This is a genomic window from Blastococcus sp. SYSU DS0539, assembly GCF_054050855.1.
This window is the reverse complement of record NZ_JBJHAF010000014.1, coordinates 20,035-46,911: the sequence shown is the minus strand read 5'-3', so window position 1 is coordinate 46,911 and position 26,877 is coordinate 20,035. Positions and strand designations below refer to the sequence as shown.

Annotated in this window: 24 protein-coding genes; 9 read left to right on the top strand and 15 right to left on the bottom strand. The window is 73.6% G+C overall.

What is annotated here, in order from left to right; genetic code table 11:
• Positions 1-8: 8 nt before the first annotated feature.
• The 3 genes from ACI790_RS16560 to ACI790_RS16550 all read left to right on the top strand — a co-directional run bounded on the left by ACI790_RS16560 (position 9) and on the right by ACI790_RS16550 (position 2,320).
• Positions 9-770, top strand: a complete 762-nt coding sequence (locus ACI790_RS16560; protein WP_456570883.1) for an SDR family oxidoreductase — start codon at positions 9-11, stop codon at positions 768-770.
• Positions 767-1,489: a sirohydrochlorin chelatase gene (locus ACI790_RS16555; RefSeq protein WP_456570882.1), complete on the top strand. Its 723-nt coding sequence runs from the start codon at positions 767-769 to the stop codon at positions 1,487-1,489. Before ACI790_RS16560 ends, ACI790_RS16555 begins: the two co-directional genes overlap by 4 nt.
• A gap of 66 nt (positions 1,490-1,555) precedes the next feature.
• Complete coding sequence (locus ACI790_RS16550) at positions 1,556-2,320, top strand: DUF881 domain-containing protein (protein ID WP_456570881.1); 765 nt, start codon at positions 1,556-1,558, stop codon at positions 2,318-2,320.
• A gap of 7 nt (positions 2,321-2,327) precedes the next feature.
• On the opposite strand, the gene ACI790_RS16545 is transcribed toward ACI790_RS16550, so the two are convergent.
• From ACI790_RS16545 to abc-f, 5 genes are all read right to left on the bottom strand, one after another.
• Complete coding sequence (locus ACI790_RS16545) at positions 2,328-2,792, bottom strand: SgcJ/EcaC family oxidoreductase (RefSeq protein WP_456570880.1); 465 nt, start codon at positions 2,790-2,792, stop codon at positions 2,328-2,330.
• 250 nt (positions 2,793-3,042) lie between these two features.
• Positions 3,043-4,935: an ABC transporter ATP-binding protein gene (locus ACI790_RS16540; RefSeq protein ID WP_456570879.1), complete on the bottom strand. Its 1,893-nt coding sequence runs from the start codon at positions 4,933-4,935 to the stop codon at positions 3,043-3,045.
• A gap of 77 nt (positions 4,936-5,012) precedes the next feature.
• A complete protein-coding gene (locus tag ACI790_RS16535; protein WP_456570878.1) occupies positions 5,013-5,804 on the bottom strand; it encodes an enoyl-CoA hydratase/isomerase family protein in 792 nt (263 codons plus the stop codon).
• Positions 5,801-6,028: a helix-turn-helix domain-containing protein gene (locus tag ACI790_RS16530; RefSeq protein ID WP_456570877.1), complete on the bottom strand. Its 228-nt coding sequence runs from the start codon at positions 6,026-6,028 to the stop codon at positions 5,801-5,803. Before ACI790_RS16530 ends, ACI790_RS16535 begins: the two co-directional genes overlap by 4 nt.
• 178 nt (positions 6,029-6,206) lie before the next feature.
• Positions 6,207-7,808, bottom strand: coding sequence for a ribosomal protection-like ABC-F family protein (gene abc-f, locus ACI790_RS16525; RefSeq protein WP_456570876.1), 1,602 nt, complete (start codon positions 7,806-7,808; stop codon positions 6,207-6,209).
• A gap of 115 nt (positions 7,809-7,923) precedes the next feature.
• Here abc-f and ACI790_RS16520 point away from each other — a divergent pair, with 115 nt between their 5' ends.
• Entirely contained in the window at positions 7,924-9,732 is a 1,809-nt protein-coding gene (locus ACI790_RS16520; protein WP_456570875.1) for an SCO7613 C-terminal domain-containing membrane protein, read from the top strand.
• 126 nt (positions 9,733-9,858) lie between these two features.
• Here ACI790_RS16520 and ACI790_RS16515 read toward each other — a convergent pair whose 3' ends face one another.
• From ACI790_RS16515 to ACI790_RS16480, 8 genes are read right to left on the bottom strand one after another with little or no spacing between them, the layout of a single operon-like run.
• Positions 9,859-10,266, bottom strand: a complete 408-nt coding sequence (locus ACI790_RS16515) for a metal-sulfur cluster assembly factor (protein WP_456570874.1) — start codon at positions 10,264-10,266, stop codon at positions 9,859-9,861.
• Complete coding sequence (gene sufU / locus ACI790_RS16510; RefSeq protein ID WP_456570873.1) at positions 10,266-10,736, bottom strand: Fe-S cluster assembly sulfur transfer protein SufU; 471 nt, start codon at positions 10,734-10,736, stop codon at positions 10,266-10,268. Before sufU ends, ACI790_RS16515 begins: the two co-directional genes overlap by 1 nt.
• A 13-nt stretch (positions 10,737-10,749) precedes the next feature.
• Positions 10,750-12,063: a cysteine desulfurase gene (locus ACI790_RS16505; RefSeq protein WP_456570872.1), complete on the bottom strand. Its 1,314-nt coding sequence runs from the start codon at positions 12,061-12,063 to the stop codon at positions 10,750-10,752.
• Positions 12,060-12,833 carry a Fe-S cluster assembly ATPase SufC gene (sufC, locus tag ACI790_RS16500; RefSeq protein WP_456570871.1) on the bottom strand — a complete coding sequence of 258 codons (774 nt, stop codon included), beginning with the start codon at positions 12,831-12,833 and terminating at the stop codon, positions 12,060-12,062. Before sufC ends, ACI790_RS16505 begins: the two co-directional genes overlap by 4 nt.
• Before the next feature lie 15 nt (positions 12,834-12,848).
• Positions 12,849-13,202 carry a Rieske (2Fe-2S) protein gene (locus tag ACI790_RS16495; protein ID WP_456570870.1) on the bottom strand — a complete coding sequence of 118 codons (354 nt, stop codon included), beginning with the start codon at positions 13,200-13,202 and terminating at the stop codon, positions 12,849-12,851.
• A 2-nt stretch (positions 13,203-13,204) separates the two neighbouring features.
• Positions 13,205-14,521, bottom strand: a complete 1,317-nt coding sequence (gene sufD / locus ACI790_RS16490; protein WP_456570869.1) for a Fe-S cluster assembly protein SufD — start codon at positions 14,519-14,521, stop codon at positions 13,205-13,207.
• Positions 14,521-15,963, bottom strand: a complete 1,443-nt coding sequence (gene sufB, locus ACI790_RS16485; RefSeq protein ID WP_456570868.1) for a Fe-S cluster assembly protein SufB — start codon at positions 15,961-15,963, stop codon at positions 14,521-14,523. The genes sufD and sufB overlap by 1 nt, the downstream gene beginning before the upstream one ends.
• Positions 15,960-16,814: a helix-turn-helix transcriptional regulator gene (locus tag ACI790_RS16480; RefSeq protein ID WP_456570867.1), complete on the bottom strand. Its 855-nt coding sequence runs from the start codon at positions 16,812-16,814 to the stop codon at positions 15,960-15,962. The genes sufB and ACI790_RS16480 overlap by 4 nt, the downstream gene beginning before the upstream one ends.
• Positions 16,815-17,007: 193 nt before the next feature.
• Here ACI790_RS16480 and ACI790_RS16475 point away from each other — a divergent pair, with 193 nt between their 5' ends.
• Positions 17,008-17,934: a COX15/CtaA family protein gene (locus tag ACI790_RS16475; protein WP_456570866.1), complete on the top strand. Its 927-nt coding sequence runs from the start codon at positions 17,008-17,010 to the stop codon at positions 17,932-17,934.
• A 54-nt stretch (positions 17,935-17,988) separates the two neighbouring features.
• On the opposite strand, the gene ACI790_RS16470 is transcribed toward ACI790_RS16475, so the two are convergent.
• Together ACI790_RS16470 and ACI790_RS16465 are read right to left on the bottom strand one after the other, a co-directional pair.
• Positions 17,989-18,636 carry an endonuclease domain-containing protein gene (locus tag ACI790_RS16470; protein WP_456570865.1) on the bottom strand — a complete coding sequence of 216 codons (648 nt, stop codon included), beginning with the start codon at positions 18,634-18,636 and terminating at the stop codon, positions 17,989-17,991.
• Between the two features lie 393 nt (positions 18,637-19,029).
• Entirely contained in the window at positions 19,030-19,962 is a 933-nt protein-coding gene (locus ACI790_RS16465; RefSeq protein ID WP_456570864.1) for a heme o synthase, read from the bottom strand.
• Positions 19,963-20,240: 278 nt separating this feature from the next.
• On the opposite strand from ACI790_RS16465, the gene tkt reads away from it, so the two are divergent.
• The 4 genes from tkt (at position 20,241) to zwf (ending at position 26,846) form a co-directional block, all read left to right on the top strand.
• Entirely contained in the window at positions 20,241-22,454 is a 2,214-nt protein-coding gene (gene tkt, locus ACI790_RS16460; RefSeq protein ID WP_456570863.1) for a transketolase, read from the top strand.
• Between the two features lie 42 nt (positions 22,455-22,496).
• On the top strand, positions 22,497-23,603 hold the full coding sequence (gene tal / locus ACI790_RS16455) for a transaldolase (RefSeq protein WP_456570862.1): 1,107 nt from the start codon (positions 22,497-22,499) through the stop codon (positions 23,601-23,603).
• On the top strand, positions 23,600-25,201 hold the full coding sequence (locus ACI790_RS16450; protein WP_456570861.1) for a glucose-6-phosphate isomerase: 1,602 nt from the start codon (positions 23,600-23,602) through the stop codon (positions 25,199-25,201). Before tal ends, ACI790_RS16450 begins: the two co-directional genes overlap by 4 nt.
• A gap of 127 nt (positions 25,202-25,328) precedes the next feature.
• The gene (zwf, locus tag ACI790_RS16445; RefSeq protein ID WP_456570860.1) at positions 25,329-26,846 is read left to right on the top strand and encodes a glucose-6-phosphate dehydrogenase; all 1,518 of its coding nucleotides are present in this window, start codon (positions 25,329-25,331) and stop codon (positions 26,844-26,846) included.
• Positions 26,847-26,877: the final 31 nt, after the last annotated feature.

Here is a 26,877-nt window from a genome sequence, read left to right as displayed (position 1 = left end):
GATCCCTCGTGGACCTGGGCCTGGGTGGTCGCGGATACCTGCTCACCGGCGCGAGCCGGGGGCTGGGGTTCGCGACCGCCCGGGCCCTCGTCGACGACGGGGCCCGGGTGCTCGTCGGCTCCCGGTCGGCGGACGGCGTCGCGACGGCGGTCGACTCGCTGGGCGGGGCGCCGGCGGCGTTCGGGCTGGCCGCGGACCTGGCCGATCCGGAGGCCGCCGAGCGGCTGGTCGGCGAGGCCCGGGCCCGCCTGGGCCGGCTGGACGGGGCGCTCATCAGCGTCGGCGGCCCCAGGCCCGGCACCGTGCTGGACACCCCCGAGGAGGCCTGGCGGGCCGGCGTCGACAGCGTGCTGCTCGGCCCGCTGCGGCTGATCAAGGCGCTCGTCCCGCACCTCGGCGCGGGCGCCGCCATCGGCCTGGTGCTCTCCACCTCGGTCCGCCAGCCGCTGGACGGCCTGGCGGTCTCCAACGGCCTGCGACCGGGCCTGGCCATGACGGCGAAGGGGCTGGCCGACGAGCTCGGTCCCCGGCGGATCCGGGTGGTCGGTCTCCTGCCCGGCACCATCGCCACCGACCGGGTCACCGAGATCGAGGCCGCGTCCGGGGATCCGGCCGCCGCCCGCGCCCGCACCGAGGCCGCCATCCCACTGGGCCGGGTGGGCCGCCCCGAGGAGTTCGGCCGAGTCGCCGCCTTCGCCCTCTCCCCCGCCGCCTCCTACGTCAGCGGCACGATGATCACCGTCGACGGCGGCCGGCTGCGCAGCCCGTGACAGCACCTGACGGCACCGCCCCCGTCCTCGTCGCCTGCGCGCACGGCACCCGCAACTCCACCGGCCGCCGGCTGATCGCCGAACTCGCCCTCGCCGCCCGCGCCCAGCGCCCCGGCCTGGTCACCACCGCGGCGTTCGTCGACGTGCAGCCACCCACCGTCGTCGACGTCGTCGCGGGGCTCTCGGCCGGGGGACGGCCGGCGGTCGTCGTCCCGCTGCTGCTGTCGGGCGGCTACCACGTGCACGTGGACATCGCCCAGGCCGTCGCCTCCGCCCCCGGGGCCGTCGCCGCCCGGCCGCTCGGGCCCGACCCCCGGCTGGCCGGCGTGCTGCGCGACCGCCTCGTGGCGGCCGGCGCGGATCCCGTCGATTCAGGGACCGCCGTGGTGCTCGCCGCCGCCGGCTCCAGCGACCCGCGCTCGGTCGCCGACGTGGACCGCACCGCGGCGCTGCTCCAGCAGTCGTGGGGCGGACCGGTCACCACCGGCTACGGCTCCGCCGCACGCCCGACGGTGCCCGACGCCGTCGCCTCGGCCCGGGCCGCGGGTGCCGCGACGGTCGTGGTGGCGTCCTACCTGCTGGCGCCCGGGCACTTCCACGACAAGCTGGGCGGGGCGGGTGCCGACGTCGTCACCGCCCCCCTGCTGCCCGACGAGCGGATCGCCGCGATCCTGCTCGACCGGTACGACGCCGCGCACCCGTCCGCACCGGTTCGCTGACCCGGCCGGGCGTCACCGGCGCGCGGTCGCGCTGACCTACTGTGGAGCGCGATGGAGTGCGAGCCGATGACCGACGGGGCGCCCGAGCCGCCGTCGGGATCCGAACCCGCGGCCGCCGTGGAGCACGGCGAGCGGAGTGACGACGAACCCTCCACCTCCACCGGAGGGTCAGGGTCACGCCGCGGGTGGAGCCGACCGGTCGCCGCCCTGGCCACCGCCGCCCTGACCGTCACGCTGGGCTTCGCGCTCACCGTCCAGATCCGGAGCACCGCCGAGCCGGAGGACCAGGACGTGCGGCGCGAGCAGGACCTCGTGCTCATCCTCGACGAGCTCAACGCCCGCGAGGAGGAGCTCCGGCGGCAGATCGGCACGACGCGGCAGACCGTCGACGAGCTCAGCAGCGGCCAGGAGCAGTCCGGCGGCGCGCTCGAGGAGGCGCGGTCCCGCGCCGAGGCGATCGGCATCCTCGCCGGCACCCTCCCGGCCACGGGTCCCGGGCTGCGGATCACGATCAACGACGCCGACGGCGCGGTGCCGGCGTCGGTGATCCTGGGCCTGATCCAGGAGCTCCGCGGCGCCGGCGCGGAGGCCCTCCAGATCGACGGTGTGCGGGTGATCGTGTCGAGCGCGGTCACCGGGACCCCCGGCGACCTGCGCATCGACGGCGAGCCCCTCAGCGCCCCCTACGACGTCCGCGTCGTCGGGCCGCCCGCCGCCATGGCGGTGGCGCTCGAGGTCTCGGGCGGCATCGTCGCCGACGTCGGCCGGGTGGGCGGCAAGGCGGTCGTGGAGCAGGTCGACGTCGTCACGGTGGACGCCACCGTCGACTGACCGCCGGTCACTGCGGGATGAGCAGCCCGCGCAGTTCCTCGGTGAGCGCCTCCCGGGCCTCCGGGTGCTGGTGCCAGGCCGCGGGGGTCGCCTGGAACAGCGAGATCCGCCAGCGGCCGCGCCCCTCGTCGACGGCGACCATCGTGTGGACGGCGTTGAGCTCCGGATCGAGGTCGCTGCCGCCCGCGGGGATCATCCCGGCGTGCGCGGTGAGCATCGCGACGCCCTCCCCCACCGGCCGGACCGAACGGACCACCGCGACGTACGCCGGGGTCTGGTGCGAGCCGAAGACCTGGCGCAGGTCCGCCGCGATGGAGAGCCGGCCGCGGTGGTGGGTGCCGTCGAACCCGATGATGTCCCCGTCGTCGGCGAACCCGGCCGCCACCGCCGCGCCGCTGCGCCGGTTCCACCCGTCGAGGAACTGGGCGTAGAGCGAACGGATCTGGGTGTCCTGCGGGTGCGCTGCGGTCACGTCTCCTCCTCGCTGGCGATCGCCGGTTCGTCCCGACGCCTGCTGTGGTTCTGCGTGACCGCGCCAGCCCGGTCACGTGCCCCCGGCTGTGGCCGCCTGGGACAGGTGTGACGCTAGTGGTCGAAGTGCCCCGCTCGTCCGCCCCCCGCCGGAGCCACACGCCGTCTCATCTGCTGTTTCGCGTGTCTCCCGAGCGCCCAGGACGCTGCGTGCCCGACTGTGCGCGCACCGCCACGAAATTTCGGTGCGGTCACCCGACGACGACCGCGCCGCGCTCCGCCTGCGCGAACTGCGTGCGGTACAGATCGGCGTACCGGCCGCCCCGGGCGAGCAGCTCCTCGTGCGTCCCGGACTCGACGATCCGCCCAGCGTCGACCACCAGGATCTGGTCGGCGCTGCGGATGGTGGACAGCCGGTGGGCGATGACCAGCGACGTGCGGCCGGCCAGCGCGGTGTCCAGCGCGTGCTGGACCGCGGCCTCGGACTCGCTGTCCAGGTGCGCGGTCGCCTCGTCGAGGATCACGATCCCCGGCGCCTTCAGCAGCACCCGGGCGATCGCCAGCCGCTGCTTCTCGCCGCCGGAGAGCCGGTAGCCGCGGTCGCCCACCACGGTGTCCAGCCCCTCGGGCAGCGCGCGCACCAGATCGCCGATGCGGGCGCCGGTCAGCGCCTCCCACAGCTGCTCGTCCGAGGCCTCCGGGCGGGCGTAGAGCAGGTTCGCGCGGATGGTGTCGTGGAAGAGGTGCGCGTCCTGGCTGACCACGCCGATCGCGTCGCGCAGCGAGGCCAGCGTCGCGCGCCGCACGTCCACTCCCCCGACCCGGATCGCACCGCCGGTCACGTCGTACAGCCGCGGTACGAGGTTGGCGATGGTCGACTTGCCCGCGCCCGAGTGGCCGACCAGCGCGACCAGCTGCCCGGGCTCGACCCGGAAGGAGACGTCGTGCAGCACGTCGACGGGGCCGCCGTGCTCGGGCAGCGACACCTCCTCCAGCGACGGCAGCGACACGTCCGCACCCGCGGGGTAGCTGAACGAGACGGCGTCGAACTCGATCGACCGGTCATCGGCCGGCACGGGGACGGCGTCGGGCGCCTGCCGGATCATCGGCGGCAGGTCGAGCACCTCGAAGACGCGGTCGAAACTGACCATCGCGCTCATGACGTCGACCCGCACGTTCGCCAGCGCCGTGAGCGGGCCGTACAGCCGGGACAGCAGCAGGGCCAGCGCGACGACGTCGCCCGCGGTCAGCGTGCCGGTGAAGGCCAACCAGCCACCCAGGCCGTAGACGAGCGCGGTGGCCAGCGCCGCGACCAGCGTGAGCGCGGTGAAGAAGGTCCGGCCGTACATCGCCGACAGCACGCCGATGTCCCGGACCCGGGCGGCGCGGCCCCGGAAGGACTCCGCCTCGGCGGTGGGCCGGCCGAACAGCTTGACCAGCAACGCACCGGCGACGTTGAACCGCTCGGTCATCGTCGCGTTCATCGACGCGTTGAGCGAGTAGGACTCCCGGGTGATCTCCTGCAGCCGGCTGCCGATGCGCCGGGCGGGCAGCACGAACAGCGGCACGAGCACCAGCGACAGCAGCGTGATCTGCCAGGACAGCGTGAGCATCACGCCGGCGGTGAGCACCAGGCCGATGACGTTGGAGACGACGCCCGAGAGCGTGGACGTGAACGCCTGCTGCGCGCCGACGACGTCGTTGTTGAGCCGGCTGACCAGGGCGCCGGTCTGGGTGCGGGTGAAGAACGCGACCGGCATCCGCTGCACGTGCTCGAAGACCTGACTGCGGAGGTCGTAGATGACGCCCTCGCCGATCCGCGCCGAGTACCAGCGGGTACCCAGCGAGATGCCGGCGTCGACGACCGCCAGGCCGGCGATGACCAGCGCGATCCGCACGATGCCGGCGGCGGTGCCCTCGAGCCCGGCGATCCGGTTGACGATGTCCCCGGCCAGCAGCGGCGTGATCACCCCGATGACCGAGGACCCGACCACCAGGAGCAGGAACCGGATCAGGTCGCGCCGGTACGGCCGGGCGATGCCGAGGATCCGCCGGACGGTGCCCTTCGGCAGCTTCCGGGCGGTCACCGACGGATCGCGCCGGAACGAGCGCATCGCCGCCATGGAGGTCATGGAGCTGTCCACCGAACCTCCTCCGTCCGCCGGTCACGCCCCGGCTGATCATCCAACCGGGGTGTGCCGGCGGTTGTTCCGCCGACCGGTCAGCGGCCGCCGGCGAGGGCGTGCAGGCGCTCCACCTGGGCGGCCCGCTCGGCGGCGTCCTGGGTCGGGAAGTCGTTGCGCACCGCCGACCGCACCAGCGCCGCGGTCGCCCGGCTGGCCCCGGCCGGCGGGGCAAGCAGCGCGGCGGTGAGGTCGGCGACGGCGTCGTCGAGCTCGGCGCCCGGCACGACTGCGGTGGCCAGCCCGATCGCCCGGGCCTCCGCCGCGCCCACGGCACGGCCGGTCAGGCACAGCTCCAGCGCCCGCGAGTACCCGACGAGCTCGACCAGCGTGCTCGTCCCGGTGAGGTCGGGCACCAGGCCGAGGGTGACCTCCGGCAGCCGCAGCTGGGCGTCCTCGGTGAACACCCGCAGGTCGCAGGCAAGTGCGAGCTGGGCACCCGCGCCGATGGCGTGCCCCTGCACCGCGGCAATCGAGACGACGCCCGGGGAGCGGAGCCAGCGGAAGCCGGCCTGGTAGACCCGGATGCGCTCATGCGCCTCCTCCACCGGCAGCCGGACGAGCTCGCCGAGCCCGCCGCCCGCCGTGGCGGAGGTGTCGAACATGCTCCGGTCCAGGCCGGCCGAGAAGGCGCGGCCCTCGCCGCGCAGGACGACGACGCGGACGTCGTCGTCGAGCGAGGCACCGATGTCGGCCAGCGCCGACCAGGTGGCCGGCGTCTGCGCGTTCAGCTGGTCCGGACGGTCCAGCGTGACGGTGAGGACGGCGCCGTTCCGGCTGGTCCGCACCCAGCCGGAGTCGGACGGGGAATCGGAGAGGTCTGGGGTCACGCCTTCTTACTGTTCCGGTTGGCCCCACCGCGGCTGCGCAGCGAGGCCCCGGACTCCGACAGGAGCCGGTGCACGAAGCCGTAGGACCGGTTCGTCGAGGTGGCCAGCGACCGGATGCTCTCGCCCTCGTCGTACCGCTTGCGCAGTTCGTCGGCGAGCGTGGACCGGTCCCCGCCGGTGATCCGCTTGCCCTTGCCGAGGTCCGCAGTGCTCGAGTCGGCCATGGCTCCCCTCCGTGTCGGCCCCCGGCCCACCGGCACCCGCGATGCCGGCCGCGCGGCGGCCCGTTGTTGGCTGTCGCCCTGGTGCCGCCGTCCCGTCGACCACGGCTCCCTCGGACCCATGATCACCCAGACCCGGGACGTCGGCCATGTGAAAGGTCGGCCTCCGGCCGACGGAGGATCAGGCGAGTTCGACCAGGTCGGCCAGGTCCTCGCTCCAGGCGTCCTCGGTGCCGTCGGGCAGCATGATGACCTTGTCGGGGTTGAGCGCCCGCACGGCGCCCTCGTCGTGGGTGACCAGCACGATCGCGCCGGCGTAGGTGCGCAGCGCCTCGAGCACCTGCTCCCGGCTGGCCGGGTCGAGGTTGTTCGTCGGCTCGTCGAGCAGCAGCACGTTGGCGCCGGAGACGACGAGGGTGGCCATGGCCAGCCGGGTGCGCTCACCACCGGAGAGCGTGCCCGACCGCTGGTCGACCGCCTCGCCGGAGAAGAGGAACGCGCCCAGGATCCGGCGCAGCTCGGTGTCGGTGCTGTCCGGAGCCGCGGAGCGCATGTTCTCCAGCAGCGACCGGTCCATGTCGATGGTCTCGTGCTCCTGGGCGTAGTAGCCGATCCGCAGCCCGTGCCCCGGCTTGACCGCGCCGGTGTCCGGTGCCTCGGTGCCGGCCAGCATCCGCAGCAGGGTGGTCTTGCCGGCGCCGTTGAGCCCGAGGACGACGACGCGCGCGCCCTTGTCCACCGCCAGGTCGACGTCGGTGAAGATCTCCAGCGAGCCGTAGCTCTTGGACAGCCCCTCGGCCGTGAGCGGCGTCCGGCCGCACGGGACCGGCGTCGGGAACCGCAGCTTGGCGACCTTGTCCTGCACCCGGACGTCGGCCAGCCCGGCGGCGAGCCGCTCAGCCCGCTTGTCCATGCTCTTGGCGGCCTTGGCCTTGGTGGCCTTGGCGCGCATCTTGTCCGCCTGGGCGTTGAGCGTGTCGATCTTCCGCTCGGTGTTGGCGCGCTCCTGCTTGCGCCGCCGCTCGTCGGTCTCCCGCTGCGCCAGGTACGGCTTCCAGCCCAGGTTGTAGATGTCGACGGTCGCCCGGTTGGCGTCCAGGTGCCACACCTTGTTGACGACGGCTTCGAGCAGCTCGACGTCGTGGCTGATCACGATCAGCCCGCCGCGGTGGCTGGAGAGGAAGCCCTTGAGCCAGGTGATCGAGTCGCCGTCGAGGTGGTTGGTCGGCTCGTCGAGCAGCAGCGTCTCGGCGTCGGAGAACAGGATCCGGGCCAGCTCGACCCGGCGGCGCTGACCACCGGACAGGGTGCGCAGCGGCTGCGCCAGGACGCGGTCGGGCAGGCCCAGGTTGCTGCAGATGCGGGCGGCGTCGCTCTCCGCGGCGTACCCGCCGAGCGCGGCGAACTGGTCCTCCAGCCGCCCGTAGCGCCGCACGGCCTTGTCCCGCTCCGCGTCGTCGGCCGGCTCCGCCATGGCGATCTGCGCCTTGACCATCTGGTTGCGGATCACGTCGAGGCCGCGACCGGAGAGCACCCGGTCGCTGGCGGTGATGTCGAGGTCGCCGCTGCGCGGGTCCTGCGGGAGGTAGCCGATCTCGCCGGTGACCTCGACCTTGCCGGCGTGCGGCAACCGCTCGCCGGCAAGGGTGGTCAGCGTCGTCGTCTTGCCGGCACCGTTGCGCCCGACCAGGCCGATGCGGTCACCCGGCTGCACCCGGAGGTCGACCTCGCTGAGGAGGATGCGGGCGCCGGCGCGCAGCTCGAGGCCGGTCGTTGTGATCACTGATCCCAGGGTAGGCGCTCCCCCGTCGATACCACGAGCGCTCCGGCGGTGACATCGGCATCACCCGCGGGCCCGTCCTAGGGTGGGGAGCGCCTCGGGCGGAAGGGATGCGGCCATGACTCGACCGGTTCCCACCGCACCCGTACCTCCGCTGCCCTACCGCGCCCGCCCGCCGCAGGTCCTGCTCGCCGTCGGCGCCGTCCTGCTGGTCAGCGCCGGCGCGACGCTGGCGTCCGCCTCCGGCGGCCCGCTCGTGCGGAGCGCGCTCCTGGTGCTCGCCGTCGCGGCCGCCACCGGCTCGATCCGGGCCGACCGGTCCGGGTTGCGCAGCTCGACCGAGACGTTCGCGGCCAGCGCGGCGGGCCTGGCACTGGCGGCGAGCGACGTCGGTGGCGCCCTCCGCACCGGCGACCCGCTGCTGCCGCTGGCGCTGGCCGGCGTCTTCCTGGCGCTGCACCGCCTCGCACCCGCCACCGCCGCCTGGCCGCTGGCCGCGTGGGCCGGCCTCCAGCTCGCGGTGCTGCGCGTGCTCGGCTCGGTACCCGAGCTGCTGCGCACCGAGTTCCTGCTGGCGGTCGCGCTGGCCGGGCTCGCGGTCGCACTGTCCGGCCGCCCGCTCGTCGCCCGCGTCGCGCTGGTGACGACCGCTCCGTGGTTCGCCGCCGGGGTGCTGGCCGGGGTCGGGGAGGCCTGGACGGCGGGCGGCGGCGAGCGGTGGCCGGCCGTCGCCCTCGTGGCCGGCGCCGCGGCCGGGCTGTTGCTGGCGCGGCTGCGCGCACCGCTCGACGTGCTGCTCGGCCCGCCGCGGCTGGTGCCCGTCGTCTCCGGGGCCGTGACCGGTGCCGCCGTCGCCGGCGCCTCCTCGGCCGGCGGGCCGGTCGCCGTGGCGGTGGCCGGATTCGCCGGCGTCCTGGTCGCCGCGCTCGCGGCCGGCGAGCTGTCGGGGTGGCGCCGCGGCCTGTTCCTCCCCGTCGCGCTCGGCGGTGGCGTGCTGCTGGCCGCCCTGTCGATCGTCCGCCTCGTGGCGGGCACCCACTGGTCGGCGCTGGCGCTGCTCCTCCTGCTGACCGCGGCGCCGACGGTGTGGGTCGCGGTGCTGCGGCCCGACGACCGGCCGGTGGCGGCGCCGACGGCGGTCGGCTGCCTGGCCGGCGCCGCGCTCCTGGGGCTGCCCGACGGCTGGGCCTCACCCGCCGGGGCCGCCGTCCTGCTGACCGTCCTCTACGTCGCCTCCCTCGGCACGGCCGGGCTGCTCGACCGCGACTCCCGGCGGGCCACCGTGGTCGCCGCCGCGGCCGTCGCCACCCTCGCGGTGCTGCTCCTCGTGGTCGAGGGCGACCGGGCGCAGGTGCTCGCCCACCTGGCGGTGCAGGGCGCCGCGACCCTGGGCTGGGCGTGGTGGACCGGTCGCGCGGCGCGCGCGGACACCGGCTCCGGGACCGACGCCTCGACCGCCTGGCGGGTGGGCGCGGCGCAACTGGTCCTCGCCGCCTGGATCGCGGCGGCCCTGGGCGGCACCGGCACGGTGGAGGCCTACACCCTGCCGGCGGCCGCGGGGCTGCTGCTGGCAGCCGGCCGCGGGCTGGTGCGGGAGGCGTCGTGGCCGTCCTGGGGGCCGGGCCTGGTCGTCGCGGCGGCGCCGTCGACCGTGCTCGCCGTCGTCTCCCCCGACGCCCCGCGCGCGGTGCTCGTGCTGGCCGTCGCGGCGGCGGCGATGGTGGCGGGGGCCCGCGCCGGCATCCGCGCCCCGCTGCTGGTCGGGGCGGCGTCGGCGCTGGTGCTGGCCCTGGGTCTCGCGGTGCGCGCGCTGCCGTGGCCGGTGGGCACCGCGCTCGTGGTGGGCACCGTGCTGCTGCTGGTCGGGATGCGGCGCGAGCGCGCCCCGGTCGCCGGTTTCGCCGCCCGCCTCGCCGACCTGCGGTGACAGGGCGGTCCGGAGACGACGATGTCCCCGAGGTGGGCATTCCAGCTCTCGAAACGCCCACCTCGGGGACATCGCTCGGGGACCTCGCTCGCGGACCCGCCGGCGAGGCCGGCGCGCGGAGGGTGGTTACACCCGGAAGCCGAGGGCGCGGAGCTGCTCGCGGCCGTCGTCGGTGATCTTGTCGGGGCCCCACGGCGGCATCCAGACCCAGTTGATCCGGATGTCGTCGACCAGGCCGGGGCCGGGGCCACCGGTCAGGGCCTGGCGCGCCTGGTCCTCGATGACGTCGGTCAGCGGGCAGGCCGCCGAGGTCAGCGTCATGTCGATGATGGCGACGTTGCTGTCGTCGACGTCGAGGCCGTACACGAGGCCCAGGTCGACGACGTTGACACCGAGCTCCGGGTCGACGACGTCGCGCATGGCCTCCTCGAGGTCCTCGATCAGCGCCGTCTTGTAGGCCGGCAGGTCGCCCGGCGCGCCGTCGGTCGCGGGCGTCGCGTTCTCGGTCAGCGCGTTCTCGGTGGTCTCGCTCATCAGTTGCTGCCTCCGGTCTGGTCGGCGGTGGACAGGGCCCGGGCGGACGCGTCCTTGAGGGCCATCCAGCTCATCAGCGCGCACTTGATCCGCGCCGGGTACTTGGACACCCCGGCGAACGCCACGGCGTCCTCCAGCTCGTCCTCGAGCTTCTCGGCCACCGCGGGGTCGCCCTTGGCCTGCATGAGGGTCATGAAGTGCTCGCCGGTCTCCAGCGCCTCGGTCACCCGCTTGCCGACCACGAGGTCGTACATCGCGGAGACCGACGCCTGGCTGATCGAGCACCCCATGCCCTCGTAGGACACGTCGGCGACCGTGTCGCCGTCGAGCTTCACGCGCAGGGTCACCTCGTCACCGCAGGTCGGGTTGACGTGGTGCACCTCGGCGTCGAACGGGTCGCGCAGACCGCGCCCGTGCGGGTTCTTGTAGTGGTCCAGGATGATCTCCTGGTACATCGACTCGAGCTGCATCAGCGGATCGACCTCACACCGTTCCGAAGAACTTCTGGGCCGCGCGAATTCCGTCCGCCAGCGCGTCGACGTCGTCGTAGCCGGTGTGCACGTAGAACGTCGCGCGGGTGGTCGCCGGCACGCCGTAGCGGCGCACCACCGGCCAGGCGCAGTGGTGCCCCACGCGGACGGCGATGCCGAGGTCGTCGAGCACCTGGCCCACGTCGTGCGGGTGGATCCCCTCGACGGTGAAGGAGATCGCTCCCCCGCGGGCGACGGTGTCGGCCGGGCCGATCACGGTCACGCCGGGGATCTCGGCGAGCTTGGCCAGCGCGTAGCCGGTGAGGACCTTCTCGTGCTCCTCGACCTTGTCCATGCCCAGGGCCTGCAGGTAGTCGACGGCGGCGCCGAGCCCGACCACCTGGGCGGTCATGGGCACGCCGGCCTCGAACCGCTGCGGCGGCGGCATGAAGGTGCTGCCCTCCATCCGCACGACCTCGATCATCGAGCCACCGGTGAGGAAGGGCGGCAGCTTGTCGAGCACCTCGTAGCGGCCCCAGAGCACGCCGACGCCGGTGGGCCCCAGCATCTTGTGCCCGGAGAACACCAGGAAGTCCGCGCCCAGCGTCGTGACGTCGACCGGCTGGTGCGGCACCGACTGCGCGCCGTCGACCAGCACCAGGGCGCCCACGGCGTGGGCCCGGGCGACGATCTCCTCGAGCGGGTTGATCGTGCCGAGGATGTTCGACTGCTGGGTGACCGCGACCAGCTTGGTCCGCTCGTTGACCACGGTGTCCAGGGCGCCGAGGTCCAGCCGGCCCTCGTCGGTCAGCCCGAGCCAGCGCAGGGTCGCCCCGGTGCGCTCGCACAGCTGCTGCCACGGCAGCAGGTCGGCGTGGTGCTCCATCTCGGTGACCACGATCTCGTCACCCTGGCCGACCGCGTAGGTGCGGAACTCGGGCTCCTTCGCCGTAATGGCGTTGGAGAGGGCGTACGCCACGAGGTTGATCGCCTCGGTGGTGTTCCGGGTGAAGACGATCTCGTTCTCGGGCGCACCGATGAACGCGCCGATCTTTGCCCGGGCCTCCTCGTAGGCGCCGGTCGCCTCCTCGGCGAGCTGGTGGGCTCCCCGGTGCGGCGCGGCGTTGACGTTCTCGTAGAACCAGCGCTCGGCGTCGAGCACCTGGCGTGGCTTCTGCGAGGTGGCCCCCGAGTCAAGGTAGACCAGCCGCCTCCCGTCGCGGACGGTGCGCGTCAGGATCGGGAAGTCCGCCCGGATCGCCTCGACGTCCAGAGGCAGGGGCACCTGCGGCGCCCCGGCTCCGGGACGCGAGACGGTCTGGGTCATGAGTGCGCAACCTCCGCGGACGCCTTGATGTAGGACGCGTAGCCCTCGTCCTCGAGCTTGGCCGCCAGCTCCGGGCCGCCCTCGTCGACGACCTTGCCGGCGACGAACACGTGCACGAAGTCGGGCTGGATGTACTTCAGGATCCGCGTGTAGTGCGTGATCAGCAGGACGCCGACGTCGCCGTCCGCGCGGCTGCGGTTCACGCCCTCGGAGACCACGCGCAGGGCGTCGACGTCGAGCCCGGAGTCGGTCTCGTCGAGGATCGCGATGCGCGGCTTGAGCAGCCGCATCTGCAGGATCTCGTGGCGCTTCTTCTCGCCACCGGAGAAGCCCTCGTTGACGTTGCGCTCCGCGAACGCCGGGTCCATCTCCAGGCCGGACATCTCGGTCTTGACGTCCTTGACCCAGGTGCGCAGCTTCGGCGCCTCCCCCTTGATCGCCGTCGCGGCGGTCCGGAGGAAGTTCGACACCGAGACGCCGGGGACCTCGACCGGGTACTGCATGGCGAGGAACAGGCCGGCGCGGGCCCGCTCGTCGACGCTCATCGCGAGGACGTCCTCGCCGTCGAGCGTGACGGTGCCGCCGGTGATCGTGTACTTGGGGTGGCCGGCGATCGAGTAGGCCAGGGTCGACTTGCCCGACCCGTTGGGGCCCATGATCGCGTGCGTCTCACCCGAGCGGACGGTGAGGTCGACGCCGCGGAGGATCTCCTTGGCGTCGTCGCCCTCACCGACGCTGACGTGCAGGTCGCGAATCTCCAGCACGGACATTCTTCTTCTCGCTCCTCAGTTGGCGGCCGCGGCGGGAAGGGTGCCGTCAGCCTCGGTGTCGACGTACACGTCCTCCCCCTCCACGCGGACCGGGTAGACGGGGACCGGCTCGGTGGCCGGCAGGTTGGTGGGTTCGCCGGTGCGCAGGTCGAAGCACGACCCGTGCAGAAAGCACTCGATGGTCGGCGCGCCGTCGAAGGTCTCGACGTCGCCGTCGGTCAGGGGCACGTCGGCGTGCGAGCAGCGGTCCTCGAGCGCGTAGACGACGCCCTCGAACCGGACGACGGCGATGTCGATGTCGGCCAGCTCCACCCGCAGCGAGCCCGACTCCTTGACCTCGGAGAGGGCGCACACCCGCTCGAACGCCATCGTCAGGCCACCTCGACCGGCTGCTCGTCCAGGCCGGGCAGCGCGCCGAGACGGGCGTCGATGGTGGCCATCAGCCGGTCCTGCAGCGCGTCGACACCGATGTGCTGGACGACGTCGGCGAAGAAGCCGCGCACCACGAGGCGGCGGGCGGTCTCGGCGTCGATGCCGCGCGAGCAGAGGTAGAACAGCTGCTCGTCGTCGAACCGGCCGGTGGCGCTGGCGTGGCCGGCGCCGACGATCTCGCCGGTCTCGATCTCCAGGTTGGGCACCGAGTCGGCGCGGGCGCCGTCGGTGAGCACCAGGTTGCGGTTGAGCTCGTAGGTCTCGGTGCCGGTGGCCGACGGGCGGATGCGGACGTCGCCGATCCAGACCGTGCGGGCCCCCTCGCCCTGCAGCGCGCCCTTGTAGAGCACGTTGCTGGTGCAGTTGGGCACCGCGTGGTCGACCCAGAGCCGGTGCTCCTGGTGCTGCGTCTCGTCGGAGAAGTAGACGCCGAAGAGCTCCGCGGAGCCGCCGGGGCCGGCGTACTGCACGTTGCTGACCAGGCGGACCAGGTCACCGCCGAGGGTCACCACGATCTGCTTGAACGTCGCGTCCCGGCCGACGACGGCGTCGTACTGACCGCCGTGCACGGCACCGGGCGCCCAGTCCTGCACGGACACGAGGGTGACCTGCGCGCCGTCGCCGACGAGCACGGTGACGCCGCCGGCGTAGCGGGCCAGGCCGGTGTGGTCCAGCACGACGGTCGCCTTGGCGAACGCACCGACCTCGACGACCAGCTGACCCCAGACGACCTCGTCGGAGCCGGTGCCGGCCAGGCCGAGGGTGACCGGGCGGTCGAGCTGCGCCTCCTGCGGCACGCGGACGACGGCGGCGGCGCCGCTGCGCTGACGCGCCAGGGCGGCGAGCCGGTCGACCGGGTCGGGCAGGCCCTTGAGCAGCGGGTCGCCCGCCTCGACGCTGGTCAGCTCGACGCCCTCGGGCAGGTCGGTCGTCCAGGTGAGGGAGGCGTCCGACGGGGCGCCGTCGAGGAGCGGCTTGATCCGCTTCATCGGCGTGAACCGCCACGTCTCCTCGCGGCCCGTGGGCACGCCGAAGGCGTCCGGGTCGGTGGAGGTGAAGCGCTCGGCCGGCGAGCCGGTCGGCGCCGGGCCGCCGTGCGAGTGCGCACCGGGCTGCACGTCACCGGCGGCACCGGTGTCGGACGCCGGCGTCGTCGGCGGCCCGGCCTGCGCCCCCACGCCCGGAGCGAACAGCTCCGAGGCGAGGGTCGCCGGCTGGGTGGTGAGGTCGGTCGTGCCGGTGTTCTGGTCGGTCATCAGCCGACGGCACCTTCCATCTGCAGTTCGATGAGCCGGTTCAGCTCGAGGGCGTACTCCATGGGCAGCTCGCGGGCGATCGGCTCCACGAAGCCGCGCACCACCATCGCCATGGCCTCGTCCTCGGAGAGGCCGCGGCTCATCAGGTAGAAGAGCTGGTCCTCGCTGACCCGGGAGACGGTCGCCTCGTGCCCCATGGACACGTCGTCCTCGCGGACGTCGACGTAGGGGTAGGTGTCCGAGCGGCTGATCGTGTCGACCAGCAGCGCGTCGCACTTCACCGTGGACTTCGAGCCGTACGCGCCCTCGTCCACCTGGACCAGGCCGCGGTAGGAGGTGCGGCCGCCGCCACGGGCCACCGACTTCGAGACGATGGTCGAGGAGGTGTGCGGCGCGGCGTGCACCATCTTGGCGCCGGCGTCCTGGTGCTGGCCCTCGCCCGCGAAGGCGATCGAGAGGACCTCGCCCTTGGCGTGCTCGCCGGTCATCCAGACGGCCGGGTACTTCATCGTCACCTTGGAGCCGAGGTTGCCGTCGACCCACTCCATGGTCGCGCCCTCGTGGGCCACGGCCCGCTTGGTGACCAGGTTGTAGACGTTGTTCGACCAGTTCTGGATGGTCGTGTACCGGCAGCGCGCGTTCTTCTTGACGATGATCTCGACGACCGCGGAGTGCAGCGAGTCGCTCTTGTAGATCGGCGCGGTGCAGCCCTCGACGTAGTGCACGTAGGCGCCCTCGTCGACGATGATCAGCGTCCGCTCGAACTGGCCCATGTTCTCGGTGTTGATCCGGAAGTAGGCCTGCAGCGGGATCTCGACGTGCACGCCCGGCGGCACGTAGATGAAGGAGCCACCCGACCACACGGCGGTGTTCAGCGCGGCGAACTTGTTGTCGCCGGACGGGATCACCGAGCCGAAGTACTCCCGGAAGATCTCCGGGTGCTCCTTCAGGGCCGAGTCGGTGTCCAGGAAGAGAACGCCCTGGTCCTCGAGCTCCTTCTGGATCTGGTGGTAGACGACCTCGGACTCGTACTGGGCGGCGACACCGGAGACGAGCCGCTGCTTCTCGGCCTCCGGGATGCCCAGCCGGTCGTAGGTGTTCTTGATGTCGTCGGGCAGGTCCTCCCACGAGGCGGCCTGCGCCTCGGTGGAGCGCACGAAGTACTTGATGTTCTGGAAGTCGATGCCGGAGAGGTCCGAGCCCCAGTCGGGCATGGGCTTGCGGCCGAAGAGCTTGAGCGCCTTGAGGCGCCGCTCGAGCATCCACTCGGGCTCGCTCTTGCGGGCGGAGATGTCGCGGACGACGTCCTCGTCGACACCGCGGCGCGCCGAGGCGCCGGCGACATCGGCGTCCGCCCAGCCGTACTCGTAGCGGCCGAGCTGCTCGATCTGCTCGTCCTGCGTCAGCTGCGGAGCCGTCACCGGCTGCTGCGTGCTCGTCATGCGGGCGTCCTCTCCCGGTCGTTCGTGGGGGTGGTGGTGCTGGACGGTGCGGTGCGCTCCCGGCCGGGCCGGGACGCTCCTCGCTCACCGGGTACAGGGCGCGCGGGGGCCGATCTGTTCCCCGCACGGGTGTGGTCCCGGCCGCCGCCGGGACGGGTCCCGGGTACCAGCGGGCCCGGGATGTGGGTGGTGCAGATCCCGTCGCCGTGGGCGATGGTGGCCAGCCGCTGCACGTGGGTGCCCACGAGCCGGCCGATCACCGCGGTCTCCGCCTCGCACAGCTGGGGGAACTCGGCCGCGACGTGCGCCACCGGGCAGTGGTGCTGGCAGAGCTGCCCACCGCCGGAGAGCGCTGAAGCGGTGGCAGCGTAGCCCTCGGCGGTGAGCGCGGCGGCGAGGGCCTGCGCGCGGTCCACCGGCTGCCCGGGCCGCGCCCGGGCCGCTTCCTCCACGGCCGTGGAGGCGCGGCGCTCGAGACCGGCCAGCTGCTGCTCGGCGACCGCCCGGACGGCGTCCGGGCCGCCCGCGGCGGCGACGTAGCGCAGGGCGGTCAGGGCCAGGTCGTCGTAGGCGTGCGGAAAGGCCGAGCGGCCGGCGTCCGTGAGGTGGAAGCGCCGGGCCGGGCGGCCACGGCCGCGGTGGGCGTCCCGGCTCTGCCGCTCCTCGACCCGGCCGGTGGCCAGCAGGGCGTCGAGGTGCCGGCGGACGGCCGCCGGGGAGATCCCCAGCCGGCCGGCGAGCTCGGTGGCGGTCTGCGGCCCGTGCTCGAGGAGCAGGGCGGAGACGCGGTCGCGAGTGCGCCCGTCGTCGGCGGGCGCCGACGGCCGGGGGTGCGCCGCGATGGATTCCACAACACGAGTGTGTCCTATTTCGGAGACCCCGCAAGCAAGGTCGACCTAAGAAACCGGCCCACGGGGGCCTCGCGTGACCAGCCTCACCCCGAGCGCGTCGCCGCCGCCTGCTCCTCACCGCGGACCTGCGCCGCCGGCTGGGCGCAGGGCCGCCGTCCCCTTCCGGGTGCCGCCGACGGCCTAGCATCGATCCGTGCCGGTACTCCCCGCCCAGTTCTCCCCCGCCACCGTGTCGCGGCTCGCGTTCGCCAACGTGCTGGCCAACGGGGCGATCGTGCTGACCGGGGGCGTCGTCCGCCTCACCGGCTCCGGTCTCGGCTGCCCGACCTGGCCCCGGTGCACCACCGAGAGCTTCGTGACCACGCCGGAGATGGGCATCCACGGCGTGGTGGAGTTCGGCAACCGGCTGCTGACCTTCGTCCTCGCCGTCCTGGCCGTCTCGCTCGTCGTCGTGGTGGTGCGCTCACCGCGCTCCGACCTGCGCCCCCTGGCCGTGGCCGCGTTCCTCGGCATCCCCACGCAGGGCGTCGTCGGCGGCATCACCGTCCTCACGGGCCTGAACCCCTGGACGGTCGCCGCGCACTTCCTCGTGTCGATGGGCCTGGTCGCGCTGACCACCCTCCTGTGGCTGCGCTCGCGCGAACCGGGGGTCGGCGAACCGCTCCTGGGCCGCCCGTTCCGCCTCCTGGTCGGCGCGATCGCCGCGGTCACCGCGCTGGTCCTCGTCATGGGCACCGTGGTCACCGGCAGCGGGCCGCACAGCGGCGACCCCGAGGCCGGGCGCACCGGGCTGGACGCCGAGCTGGTCAGCCACCTGCACGCGGACGCCGTCTTCCTGCTGGTGGGGCTGACCCTGGCGCTGCTGGTCGCCCTCTACGCGACCGACTCCCCCGGCCGCGTCCGCCGGGCCGCGCGCGACCTGCTCGTCGTGCAGCTGGCGCAGGGCGTCGTGGGCTACGTGCAGTACTTCACCGACCTGCCGATCCTCCTCGTGCTGCTGCACATGCTGGGCGCCGTGCTGATCACCGCCTTCACGGCGCGCCTGGTGTGGTCGGTCCGCGGCCCGGCGTCCGAGCTGCCGCTGACCGCCCCCGTCGAGCCGGCAGTCGCCGCACGCTGACCCGACGCCGTCAGCGTGTGCCCCAGGCCGGGTCCGGACGCGAAGAACCCCGCGTCAGCGCACACCGGTGAGCAGAAGGCGTCGCCGGGCGGCGTGCACCGACCGGATCTCCCGGCGGCACTCCTCGGGATCGACGGTCAGCCGGCGGTAGCTGAAGCGGAGCGTCTGCCAGCCGGCGTGGCGAGCGTCGCGGCGGATGTCCCGCTCCCGCTGCTCCCTCGACCAGTGCCATGCAGCGCCGTCCATCTCCACGGCGAGCAGGACGTCGTCGTAGGCGGCGTCCAGACGGTGGGTCCGGCCGCCGACGGTGACCGACCGCTGCTGGGTGAACCGGGGCATCCCCGGGGCGCGCAGCACCTGGACGCATCCCCAGATCTCGAGCTCGCTGTGGCAGCCGTCCGCGAGCAGCCCGACCAGCTCGACGCGCGCTGCGCGCCCGGGCAGGCACGGCCGCCGCTCGATCTCGCCGGCCAGCTGCCGCGGGAGGCACAGCCGTCGACGCACGGCGGTGATCGCAGCGGTCCGGAGGTCCGACCGGGGCGCTCCGTGCGGCCGCCCCCAGGTGTCCACGACCGCGCGTTCGGCGCAGGTGACCGGCAGGCCGTCCACCCGGCGGAGCGGGTCGGTGACGTCGCGGCTGCGGTGGAGCACGACACCGGCCGGCCCCCTGCCGCTGCGTGCCAGGTCGACGGTCAGGTGCACCCGGCCTCCCGGTGGGAGGAGACCCCAGAGCGCGAGCGCCGTGTGGTGGCTGAGCCCCCTCGCACGCCCGTACCGCGGCACGGACGCGGACGCGCCAGTCGTCGGCGACGGCGGGGAGCGCGTACACCCCCGGCTGGACCCGGCGCACCCTGCCGGCGACCACCCACGCCGTGAGCGTGCTGCGATCGATCCGGTCGGTGAGCTCCGCCCACGTCGCCCAGCCGTCGGGACCGAACAGGGTCGAGAGGTCGTAGGCCACGCCGCGACCTCGGCGAACGGGTCGTCCACGCGGGGGCGTCCGCCCGCATCTGTGGACGGCTGCTCCGGGTGTGTGCAGTCGCGCCGACTTCTGCGTGCGATCACCCGGCGCGGGCGCACACGCCCGGGCGCGGGTCAGACGATCGCGTCGACGATGATCGCGACCGACAGCAGGGACAGGTACGAGATCGAGACGTGGAACAGCTGCATCGACCTCGTGTCGACGCCCCGCCTGATGCGGCCGAGCAGCCGGTGGGACTCCGCGATGAACCAGGCGCCGAGCAGGACGGCGGGGACGGTGTACCCCAGCCCGATGCCGTAGTCGGAGGCGACCGGCCACAGCAGCAGCGAGACGGCGACGGTCACCCAGCTCCAGGCGACGGTCTGCCGGCCGACGGACAGCGGTGTGGTGACCACCGGCAGCATCGGGACGTCGGCCCGCGCGTAGTCGTCCTTGAACCGCATGGCCAGCGCCCAGAAGTGCGGCATCTGCCAGGCGAAGACGACCCCGAACACCACCACCGCCGGCCAGTCCAGCGATCCGGTGACCGCCGCCCAGCCGATGAGCACCGGCGCGGCCCCGGGCACGCCGCCCCACTCGGTGCTGCGGCGGGTGTGCCGCTTGAACACCATCGTGTAGAGGACGGCGTAGTAGAAGATCGCGGCCGCGGCGAGCACGGCGGCCAGCGCCGTCGTCGTCAGGGCCAGCAGGACGATCGACGCCACCGTCAGCACGGAGCCGAAGACCAGCGCCGCCCGCGGGGTGACCGCCCCGGTGACCAGCGGCCGCTTCTGGGTGCGCTGCATCAACCGGTCGATGTCCCGGTCGAAGTAGCAGTTGAAGACGTTGGCCGCGCCCGCGGCGAAGGTGCCGCCCACGAGGGTGGACAGCAGCAGCGTCCACGACGGCCAGCCGCTCGCCGCCAGCATCATCGCCGGCACGGTCGTGACCAGCAGCAGCTCGATGATGCGCGGCTTGGTCAGCGCCACATAGGCCGCCACCCGGGCACGCAGGCGGGTCGTGAGGCGAGGAGCGGAGGCGGCAGGGCGCTCGGAGAGCGCCGTCACCGGGTGCCCTCGTGCGCGGTCGCGCGCGGGCAGCAGGGCACCACGGGATCCCTTCGAACCGGGGGGCGGAACGTGCCCACTGTAGCCCCGGGCCGTTCGTCGGCAGGCGCACGGCATGACCTGCGATGACTAGGGTTGATCACGTTGGTGCCGGCGGTGGAGCGGGTAGGGGCGACCCCGACGACGTCGTCACGCCCCCCGGTCCCGGCCCCGCCCACGGACGACCGGCCGCTCGCCCGGGCACGACGTCAGGCCTACCTCGAGGGAGAACCGACCAGATGGACACGCGAAGCACCCAGGCGGAGGCCCCGGCCGAGGCCGCGACCGACGCGCCGACCGGCAACCCGTCGCAGCCGCGGCCGACCCTCCCCCAGGACTTCGGGGACCTGGACCGCCGCGCCATCGACACCGCGCGCGTGCTCGCCATGGACGCCGTCCAGAAGGTGGGCAACGGCCACCCCGGCACGGCCATGAGCATGGCCCCCACCGCGTACCTGCTGTTCCACAAGTGGCTGCGGCACGACCCGACCGCGCCGAACTGGGTCGCCCGCGACCGTTTCATCCTCTCGATGGGGCACTCCAGCCTCACGCTGTACGTGCAGCTGTTCCTCTCCGGCTACGGCCTGGAGCTCGACGACCTCAAGGCGCTGCGGACCTGGGGCTCGAAGACCCCGGGCCACCCCGAGGTCAACCACACGCCGGGCGTCGAGACCACGACCGGCCCGCTCGGCCAGGGCGTCGGCAACGCGGTGGGCATGGCGATGGCCGCCCGCCGGGAGCGCGGCATGCTCGACCCGGACGCCCCCGAGGGCGAGAGCCTGTTCGACCACTCCATCTGGTGCTTCGCCTCCGACGGCGACATGGAGGAAGGCGTCAGCGGCGAGGCATCGTCCCTGGCCGGCACCCAGAAGCTGGGCAACCTGACGCTGGTCTACGACGACAACAAGATCTCCATCGAGGACGACACGACCGTCGCCTTCACCGAGGACGTCGGCAAGCGCTACGAGGCCTACGGCTGGCACGTGCAGCACGTCGACGACGGTGAGGACCTCGCCGCCGTCGACGCCGCGTTCGCCGCCGCGAAGGCCGAGACCACCCGGCCGTCCCTGATCGTGCTGCGCACGATCATCGCCTGGCCGGCCCCCACCAAGCAGAACACCGGCGCCTCGCACGGCTCGGCGCTGGGCGAGGACGAGGTCCGCGCGACCAAGGAGATCCTCGGCTTCGACCCCGAGCGCACCTTCCAGATCGACGAGGACGTGCTCGCCCACGCCCGCTCGGTCGTGGAGAAGGGCCGCGCCGACCGTGCGGAGTGGGAGGAGCGGTTCGCCGCCTGGGAGCAGGCCAACCCCGAGGGCGCGGCGCTGCTGGCCCGGATGCGCGAGCGCCGGCTGCCCGAGGGCTGGGCCGAGGACCTGCCCTCCTTCCCCGCCGACGAGAAGGGCGTGGCCACCCGCAAGGCGTCGGGCAAGGTGCTGGGCGCGCTCTACCCGCGGCTGCCCGAGCTGTGGGGCGGCTCGGCCGACCTCGCGGAGAGCAACAACACCGCGGTGGAGGGCGAACCGTCGTTCCTGCCCGCCGACCGGCAGACGAAGATGTGGTCCGGCGGCCCGTTCGGGCGGACCATCCACTTCGGCGTCCGCGAGCACGCCATGGGCGCGGTGATGAACGGCATCGCCCTGCACGGCGGCACCCGCGTGTACGGCGGCACGTTCCTCACCTTCTCCGACTACATGCGCGGCGCGGTCCGGCTGGCCGCGCTCATGCAGCTGCCGGTCACCTACGTCTGGACGCACGACTCCATCGGCCTGGGCGAGGACGGCCCCACCCACCAGCCGATCGAGCACTTCGCCGCGCTGCGCGCCATCCCCGGGCTCGACGTCGTCCGCCCCGCGGACGCGAACGAGGTCACCGCCGCCTGGCGGAGGATCCTGGAGAACAACGACCGCCCGGCCGGCCTGCTGCTGTCCCGGCAGAACCTGCCGGTGTTCGACCGCGCGCAGTTCGGCTCCGCCGACGGCGTCGCCCGCGGCGCCTACGTGCTCGCCGAGGCGTCGACCGGCAGCCCCGAGGTGATCCTGCTCGGCACCGGGTCCGAGGTGCAGATCGCCGTGGCCGCCCGCGAGCGGCTCGAGGCCGACGGCGTCCCGACCCGGGTCGTCTCCGTGCCGTGCGTCGAGTGGTTCGCCGACCAGGAGCAGGCCTACAAGGACGAGGTGCTCCCGCCCACCGTCCGCGCCCGGGTCAGCGTCGAGGCCGGCGTGCCGATGGGCTGGCGCGAGTTCGTCGGCGATGCCGGCCGCATCGTCGGGCTCACCCACTACGGGGCCAGCGCCGCCTACACCGTGCTCTACGAGGAGTTCGGCCTGACCGACGAGGCGGTCGTCGCCGCCGCCCGCGAGAGCCTCGAGGCCGCCCGCGCCGGGACGGCCGTCCCCTCCGGTCCGGTCGCCGCCACCGGCGGGCTCCCCCAGGCCACCGGCGACCGCTGATCCGCTCGTCCGACCACCCCTCCAGCCCGAAAGGCATCTGCCATGGCACAGAACGAGAACCTGGCCGAGCTGTCGTCCGCGGGGGTCGCCGTCTGGCTCGACGACCTCTCGCGCGACCGCATCCGCAGCGGGAACCTGCAGTCCCTGGTCGACGAGCACTCCGTCGTCGGCGTCACCACGAACCCGACCATCTTCGCCGCGGCGATCAGCGGCTCTGACTCCTACGACGACCAGCTGCACGCGCTGGCCGTCCGGAAGGTCAGCGTCGAGGAGTCGCTGCGCACGATCACGGCGGCCGACGTGCGCGACGCCTGCGACCTGCTCGCCCCGGTCGCCGAGCGGCAGCCCGGTGACGGCCGGGTCTCCCTGGAGGTCGCCCCCGGGCTGGCGCACGACACGGACGCCACCGCGGCCGAGGCCGCGCACCTGTGGTGGCTGGTGGACCGGACCAACCTGTTCATCAAGATCCCGGCGACCGAGGCCGGCCTGCCGGCGATCCAGACGTCGATCGCCCGCGGCATCAGTGTCAACGTCACCCTGATCTTCAGCCCCGACCGCTACCGCAAGGTCATGGACGCCTACCTGTCCGGCCTCGAGGAGCGGCTGGCCGAGGACCCGGAGGCGGACCTGTCGGGCATCGCGTCGGTCGCGTCGTTCTTCGTGTCCCGCGTGGACACCGAGATCGACAAGCGGCTGGAGAAGGCCGGCGCGGACGCCTCGCTCGCGAGCAAGGCCGGCGTCGCCAACGCCCAACTGGCCTACCAGGCGTACGAGGAGGTCTTCTCCTCCGACCGCTGGAAGGCGCTCGAGGCCAAGGGCGCCCGCCCCCAGCGCCCGCTGTGGGCCTCGACCGGCGTGAAGAACCCCGACCTGCCGGACACGCTCTACGTCAGCGAGCTCATCGCCCCCGGCACCGTGAACACCATGCCGGAGAAGACCCTGCTGGCCTACGCCGACCACGGCAGCCCGGGCACCCCGGTGCAGAAGGCCTACGAGGACGCCGCGGCGGTCATGCAGTCCGTCCGGGACGCCGGGGTGGACCTCGACGACGTCTTCCGGGTGCTCGAGGACGAGGGCGTCCAGAAGTTCGTCGACTCCTGGGACGAGCTGACCGAGTCGGTGCGCACGGAGTTGGAGGACAAGGCGTGAACCTCGGGTTCAGCTCCACCGGGCTGGAGGTCCCCGAGCCGGTACGGGCCCAGCTCCAGCAGGACGACGTCGCCGCCCGGCTGGTCCGCAAGGACGCCACCCTCTGGGGGCCGGACGCCGAGAGCGAGGCCGCCGTCCGGCTGGGCTGGCTGGACCTGCCGGCCACCTCCCGGTCGCTGGTCACCCAGCTGGCCGAGCTGCGCGCCGAACTGGTCGCCGAGGGCCTGGACCGCATCGTGCTCTGCGGCATGGGCGGCTCGTCGCTGGCCCCCGAGGTCATCTGCCGGACCGCCGGCGTGCCCCTGGTCGTGCTCGACACGACCGACCCGGCACAGATCGCGGCGGCCATGACCGACCTGGAGCGCACCGTCGTGGTGGTCAGCTCGAAGTCCGGTGGCACCGTGGAGACCGAGAGCCAGCGCCTCGCCTTCGTCGCCGCCTTCGCCCGCGCGGGCCTGGACGAGGGTCAGGTCGGCGCGCGGTTCGTCGTGGTGACCGACCCGGGGTCGCCGCTGGCCGAACGGGCGGCGGCCATGGGCGCCCGCGCGGTGTTCCTGGCCGATCCCACCGTCGGCGGCCGGTACAGCGCGCTCTCCGCCTTCGGCCTGGTGCCGTCCGCGCTGGCCGGGGCCGACGTCGCCACGCTGGTCGACGACGCCGAGACACTGGCCGAACGGCTCGCCGACCCCGGCAACGCGGCCATGGAGCTGGGCATCGCCCTGGGCGCGGGCTTCCGCGCCGGGCGGGACAAGCTGGCCCTCGCCGACACCGGCGAGACGCCGATCCAGGGCTTCGGCGACTGGGCGGAGCAGTTGATCGCCGAGTCCACCGGCAAGGAGGGCCGCGGCATCCTGCCGGTGGTGCTGGAGTCCCCGGAGGCGCCGGGCGCCGCCGCCCCCGACGTGCTGTTCGCCCTGGTCGGCGCGGGCACGCCGGCGCAGCAGCCGGCCATCTGCGTCACCGGCCCCCTGGGCGCGCAGTTCCTCGGGTGGGAGTACGCCACCGCCGTCGCCGGGGTGGTGCTGGGCATCAACCCGTTCGACCAGCCCAACGTGACCGAGAGCAAGGAGAACACCTCGGCGATCCTCGCCACCGGGCTGCCCGACGAGCAGCCGGTGGCGACGATCGGCGCGGTGGAGATCCGCGGCACCGCGCCGGTGCTCGACGGGGTGGACCTCTCCTCGCACGACGGGCTCTCCCTGGCCCTCGACGCGCTGCTGGCCGCGATCCCGCCCCGCGGGTACCTGGCCGTCATGGCCTACCTCGACCGGCTCGGCGACGCCCGGGCGGCCGCCGTGCGCATCGCGCTCGCCCGCCGGACCGAGCACGCGGTCACGTTCGGCTGGGGTCCGCGGTTCCTGCACTCCACCGGCCAGTACCACAAGGGCGGCCCGCAGGTCGGCGCGTTCCTGCAGCTCACCGGTGCGGTCGACGAGGACCTCCCGGTGCCCGACCAGCCGTACACCTTCGGCACCCTCCAGGCCGCCCAGGCGGCGGGCGACCGCAAGGCGCTCGCCGACCGGGACCGGCCGCTGCTCCACCTGCACCTGACCGATCGGGCGGCGGGCATCGGCCAGCTGCTCACCGCCCTGAGCTGACCCTCGGCGCACCGGCCGGGGGCTCGATCCGCGCCTGTTCCACCCGCCGTCCGGCCCGCCGGGCCGGACGGCGGTCACTCCGACCACGAGGACGGACGATGACCCTCTCCCCGCTTCGCGGCCCGCGATGATCCCCAACCCGCTGCGCGATCCGCGGGACCGGCGGCTGCCCCGGGTGCCCGAGCCCTGCGCCCTGGTGGTCTTCGGCATCACCGGGGACCTGGCGCGCAAGAAGCTGCTGCCGGCCGTCTACGACCTCGCCAACCGCGGGCTGCTGCCCACGAACTTCGCGCTCCTGGGCTTCGCCCGCCGCGACTGGGGCGACACGGAGTTCGCCGAGCTGGCGCGGGACGCCGCTCGGCAGCACGCCCGCACCCCGTGGCGCGAGGAGGTCTGGGAGCGGCTGGCCGGCAGCGTGCACTTCGTCCCGGGCTCCTTCGACGACGACAACGCCTTCGACGAGCTCGCCGCCGCGCTGTCGGAGCTGGAGGGCAGCCACGGCATCGGCGGCAACGCCGCGTTCTACCTCTCCATCCCGCCGGCGATGTTCCCCACCGTGCTCAAGCAGATGCAGCGGACCGGCATGGCGGAGAACACGCCCGGCCGCTGGCGTCGGGTGGTGGTGGAGAAGCCGTTCGGCACCGACCTGGCCTCCAGCCGTGAGCTCAACGAGCTGGTCGACTCGGTGTTCAGCGCCGAGGACGTCTTCCGCATCGACCACTACCTGGGCAAGGAGACCGTCCAGAACCTGATGGCGCTGCGGTTCGCCAACGAGCTGTTCGAGCCCGTCTGGAACGGCCACCACGTCGACTCCGTCCAGATCACCATGGCCGAGGACGTCGGGATCGGCGGCCGGGCGGGCTTCTACGAGGAGACCGGAGCGGCACGGGACGTGCTGCAGAACCACCTGCTGCAGCTGCTGGCGCTGACCGCGATGGAGGAGCCGGTCGAGTTCTCCGCCGAGGAGATCCGGACCGAGAAGCTGAAGGTGCTGCGGGCGATCTCGCTGCCCGAGGACCTGGGTGCCTACGCCATCCGGGGGCAGTACCAGCCGGGCTGGCTCGCCGGGCAGCGCGCCCGCGGGTACCGGCAGGAGGAGGGCGTCGACCCGGAGTCGACGACCGAGACCTACGCCGCGGTGCGGCTCGGCGTCGAGACCCGCCGCTGGGCCGGGGTGCCGTTCTACCTGCGCACCGGCAAGCGACTCCCCCGCCGGGTCACCGAGATCGCGCTGGTGTTCAAGCGCGCCCCGCACCTGCCCTTCGCCGACACCGACACCCAGGAGCTGGGCAACAACCAGCTGGTGGTGCGCGTGCAGCCCGACGAGGGGGTCACCCTCAAGTTCGGGTCGAAGGTGCCGGGCAGCGTCATGGAAGTGCGCGACGTCTCCATGGACTTCCTCTACGGCGAGCAGTTCACCGAGACCAGCCCGGAGGCCTACGAGCGTCTGCTGCTCGACGTCCTCCTGGGCGATGCGACCCTCTTCCCCCGCAACGCCGAGGTCGAGGCCTCCTGGGCGGTGATCGACCCGCTCGAGGAGTTCTGGCGGGGCAGCGAGCCCCACCCCTACCGCGCCGGCGAGTGGGGCCCCCGGGCCGCCGACGAGATGCTCGCGGCCGAGGGCCGTCGCTGGCGGCGACCGTGACCGCGACCCAGCTGCCGATCGAGGAGACATC

Excerpts from the sequence above, each read along its gene's own strand:
- ACI790_RS16550 (WP_456570881.1), top strand. The coding sequence starts at position 1,556 with ATGACCGACGGGGCGCCCGAGCCGCCGTCGGGATCCGAACCCGCGGCC.
- ACI790_RS16530 (WP_456570877.1), bottom strand. The coding sequence starts at position 6,028 with ATGGCCGACTCGAGCACTGCGGACCTCGGCAAGGGCAAGCGGATCACC.
- ACI790_RS16520 (WP_456570875.1), top strand. The coding sequence starts at position 7,924 with ATGACTCGACCGGTTCCCACCGCACCCGTACCTCCGCTGCCCTACCGC.
- ACI790_RS16515 (WP_456570874.1), bottom strand. The coding sequence starts at position 10,266 with ATGAGCGAGACCACCGAGAACGCGCTGACCGAGAACGCGACGCCCGCG.
- sufU (WP_456570873.1), bottom strand. The coding sequence starts at position 10,736 with ATGCAGCTCGAGTCGATGTACCAGGAGATCATCCTGGACCACTACAAG.
- ACI790_RS16505 (WP_456570872.1), bottom strand. The coding sequence starts at position 12,063 with ATGACCCAGACCGTCTCGCGTCCCGGAGCCGGGGCGCCGCAGGTGCCC.
- sufC (WP_456570871.1), bottom strand. The coding sequence starts at position 12,833 with ATGTCCGTGCTGGAGATTCGCGACCTGCACGTCAGCGTCGGTGAGGGC.
- ACI790_RS16495 (WP_456570870.1), bottom strand. The coding sequence starts at position 13,202 with ATGGCGTTCGAGCGGGTGTGCGCCCTCTCCGAGGTCAAGGAGTCGGGC.
- sufD (WP_456570869.1), bottom strand. The coding sequence starts at position 14,521 with ATGACCGACCAGAACACCGGCACGACCGACCTCACCACCCAGCCGGCG.
- sufB (WP_456570868.1), bottom strand. The coding sequence starts at position 15,963 with ATGACGAGCACGCAGCAGCCGGTGACGGCTCCGCAGCTGACGCAGGAC.
- tkt (WP_456570863.1), top strand. The coding sequence starts at position 20,241 with ATGGACACGCGAAGCACCCAGGCGGAGGCCCCGGCCGAGGCCGCGACC.
- tal (WP_456570862.1), top strand. The coding sequence starts at position 22,497 with ATGGCACAGAACGAGAACCTGGCCGAGCTGTCGTCCGCGGGGGTCGCC.
- zwf (WP_456570860.1), top strand. The coding sequence starts at position 25,329 with ATGATCCCCAACCCGCTGCGCGATCCGCGGGACCGGCGGCTGCCCCGG.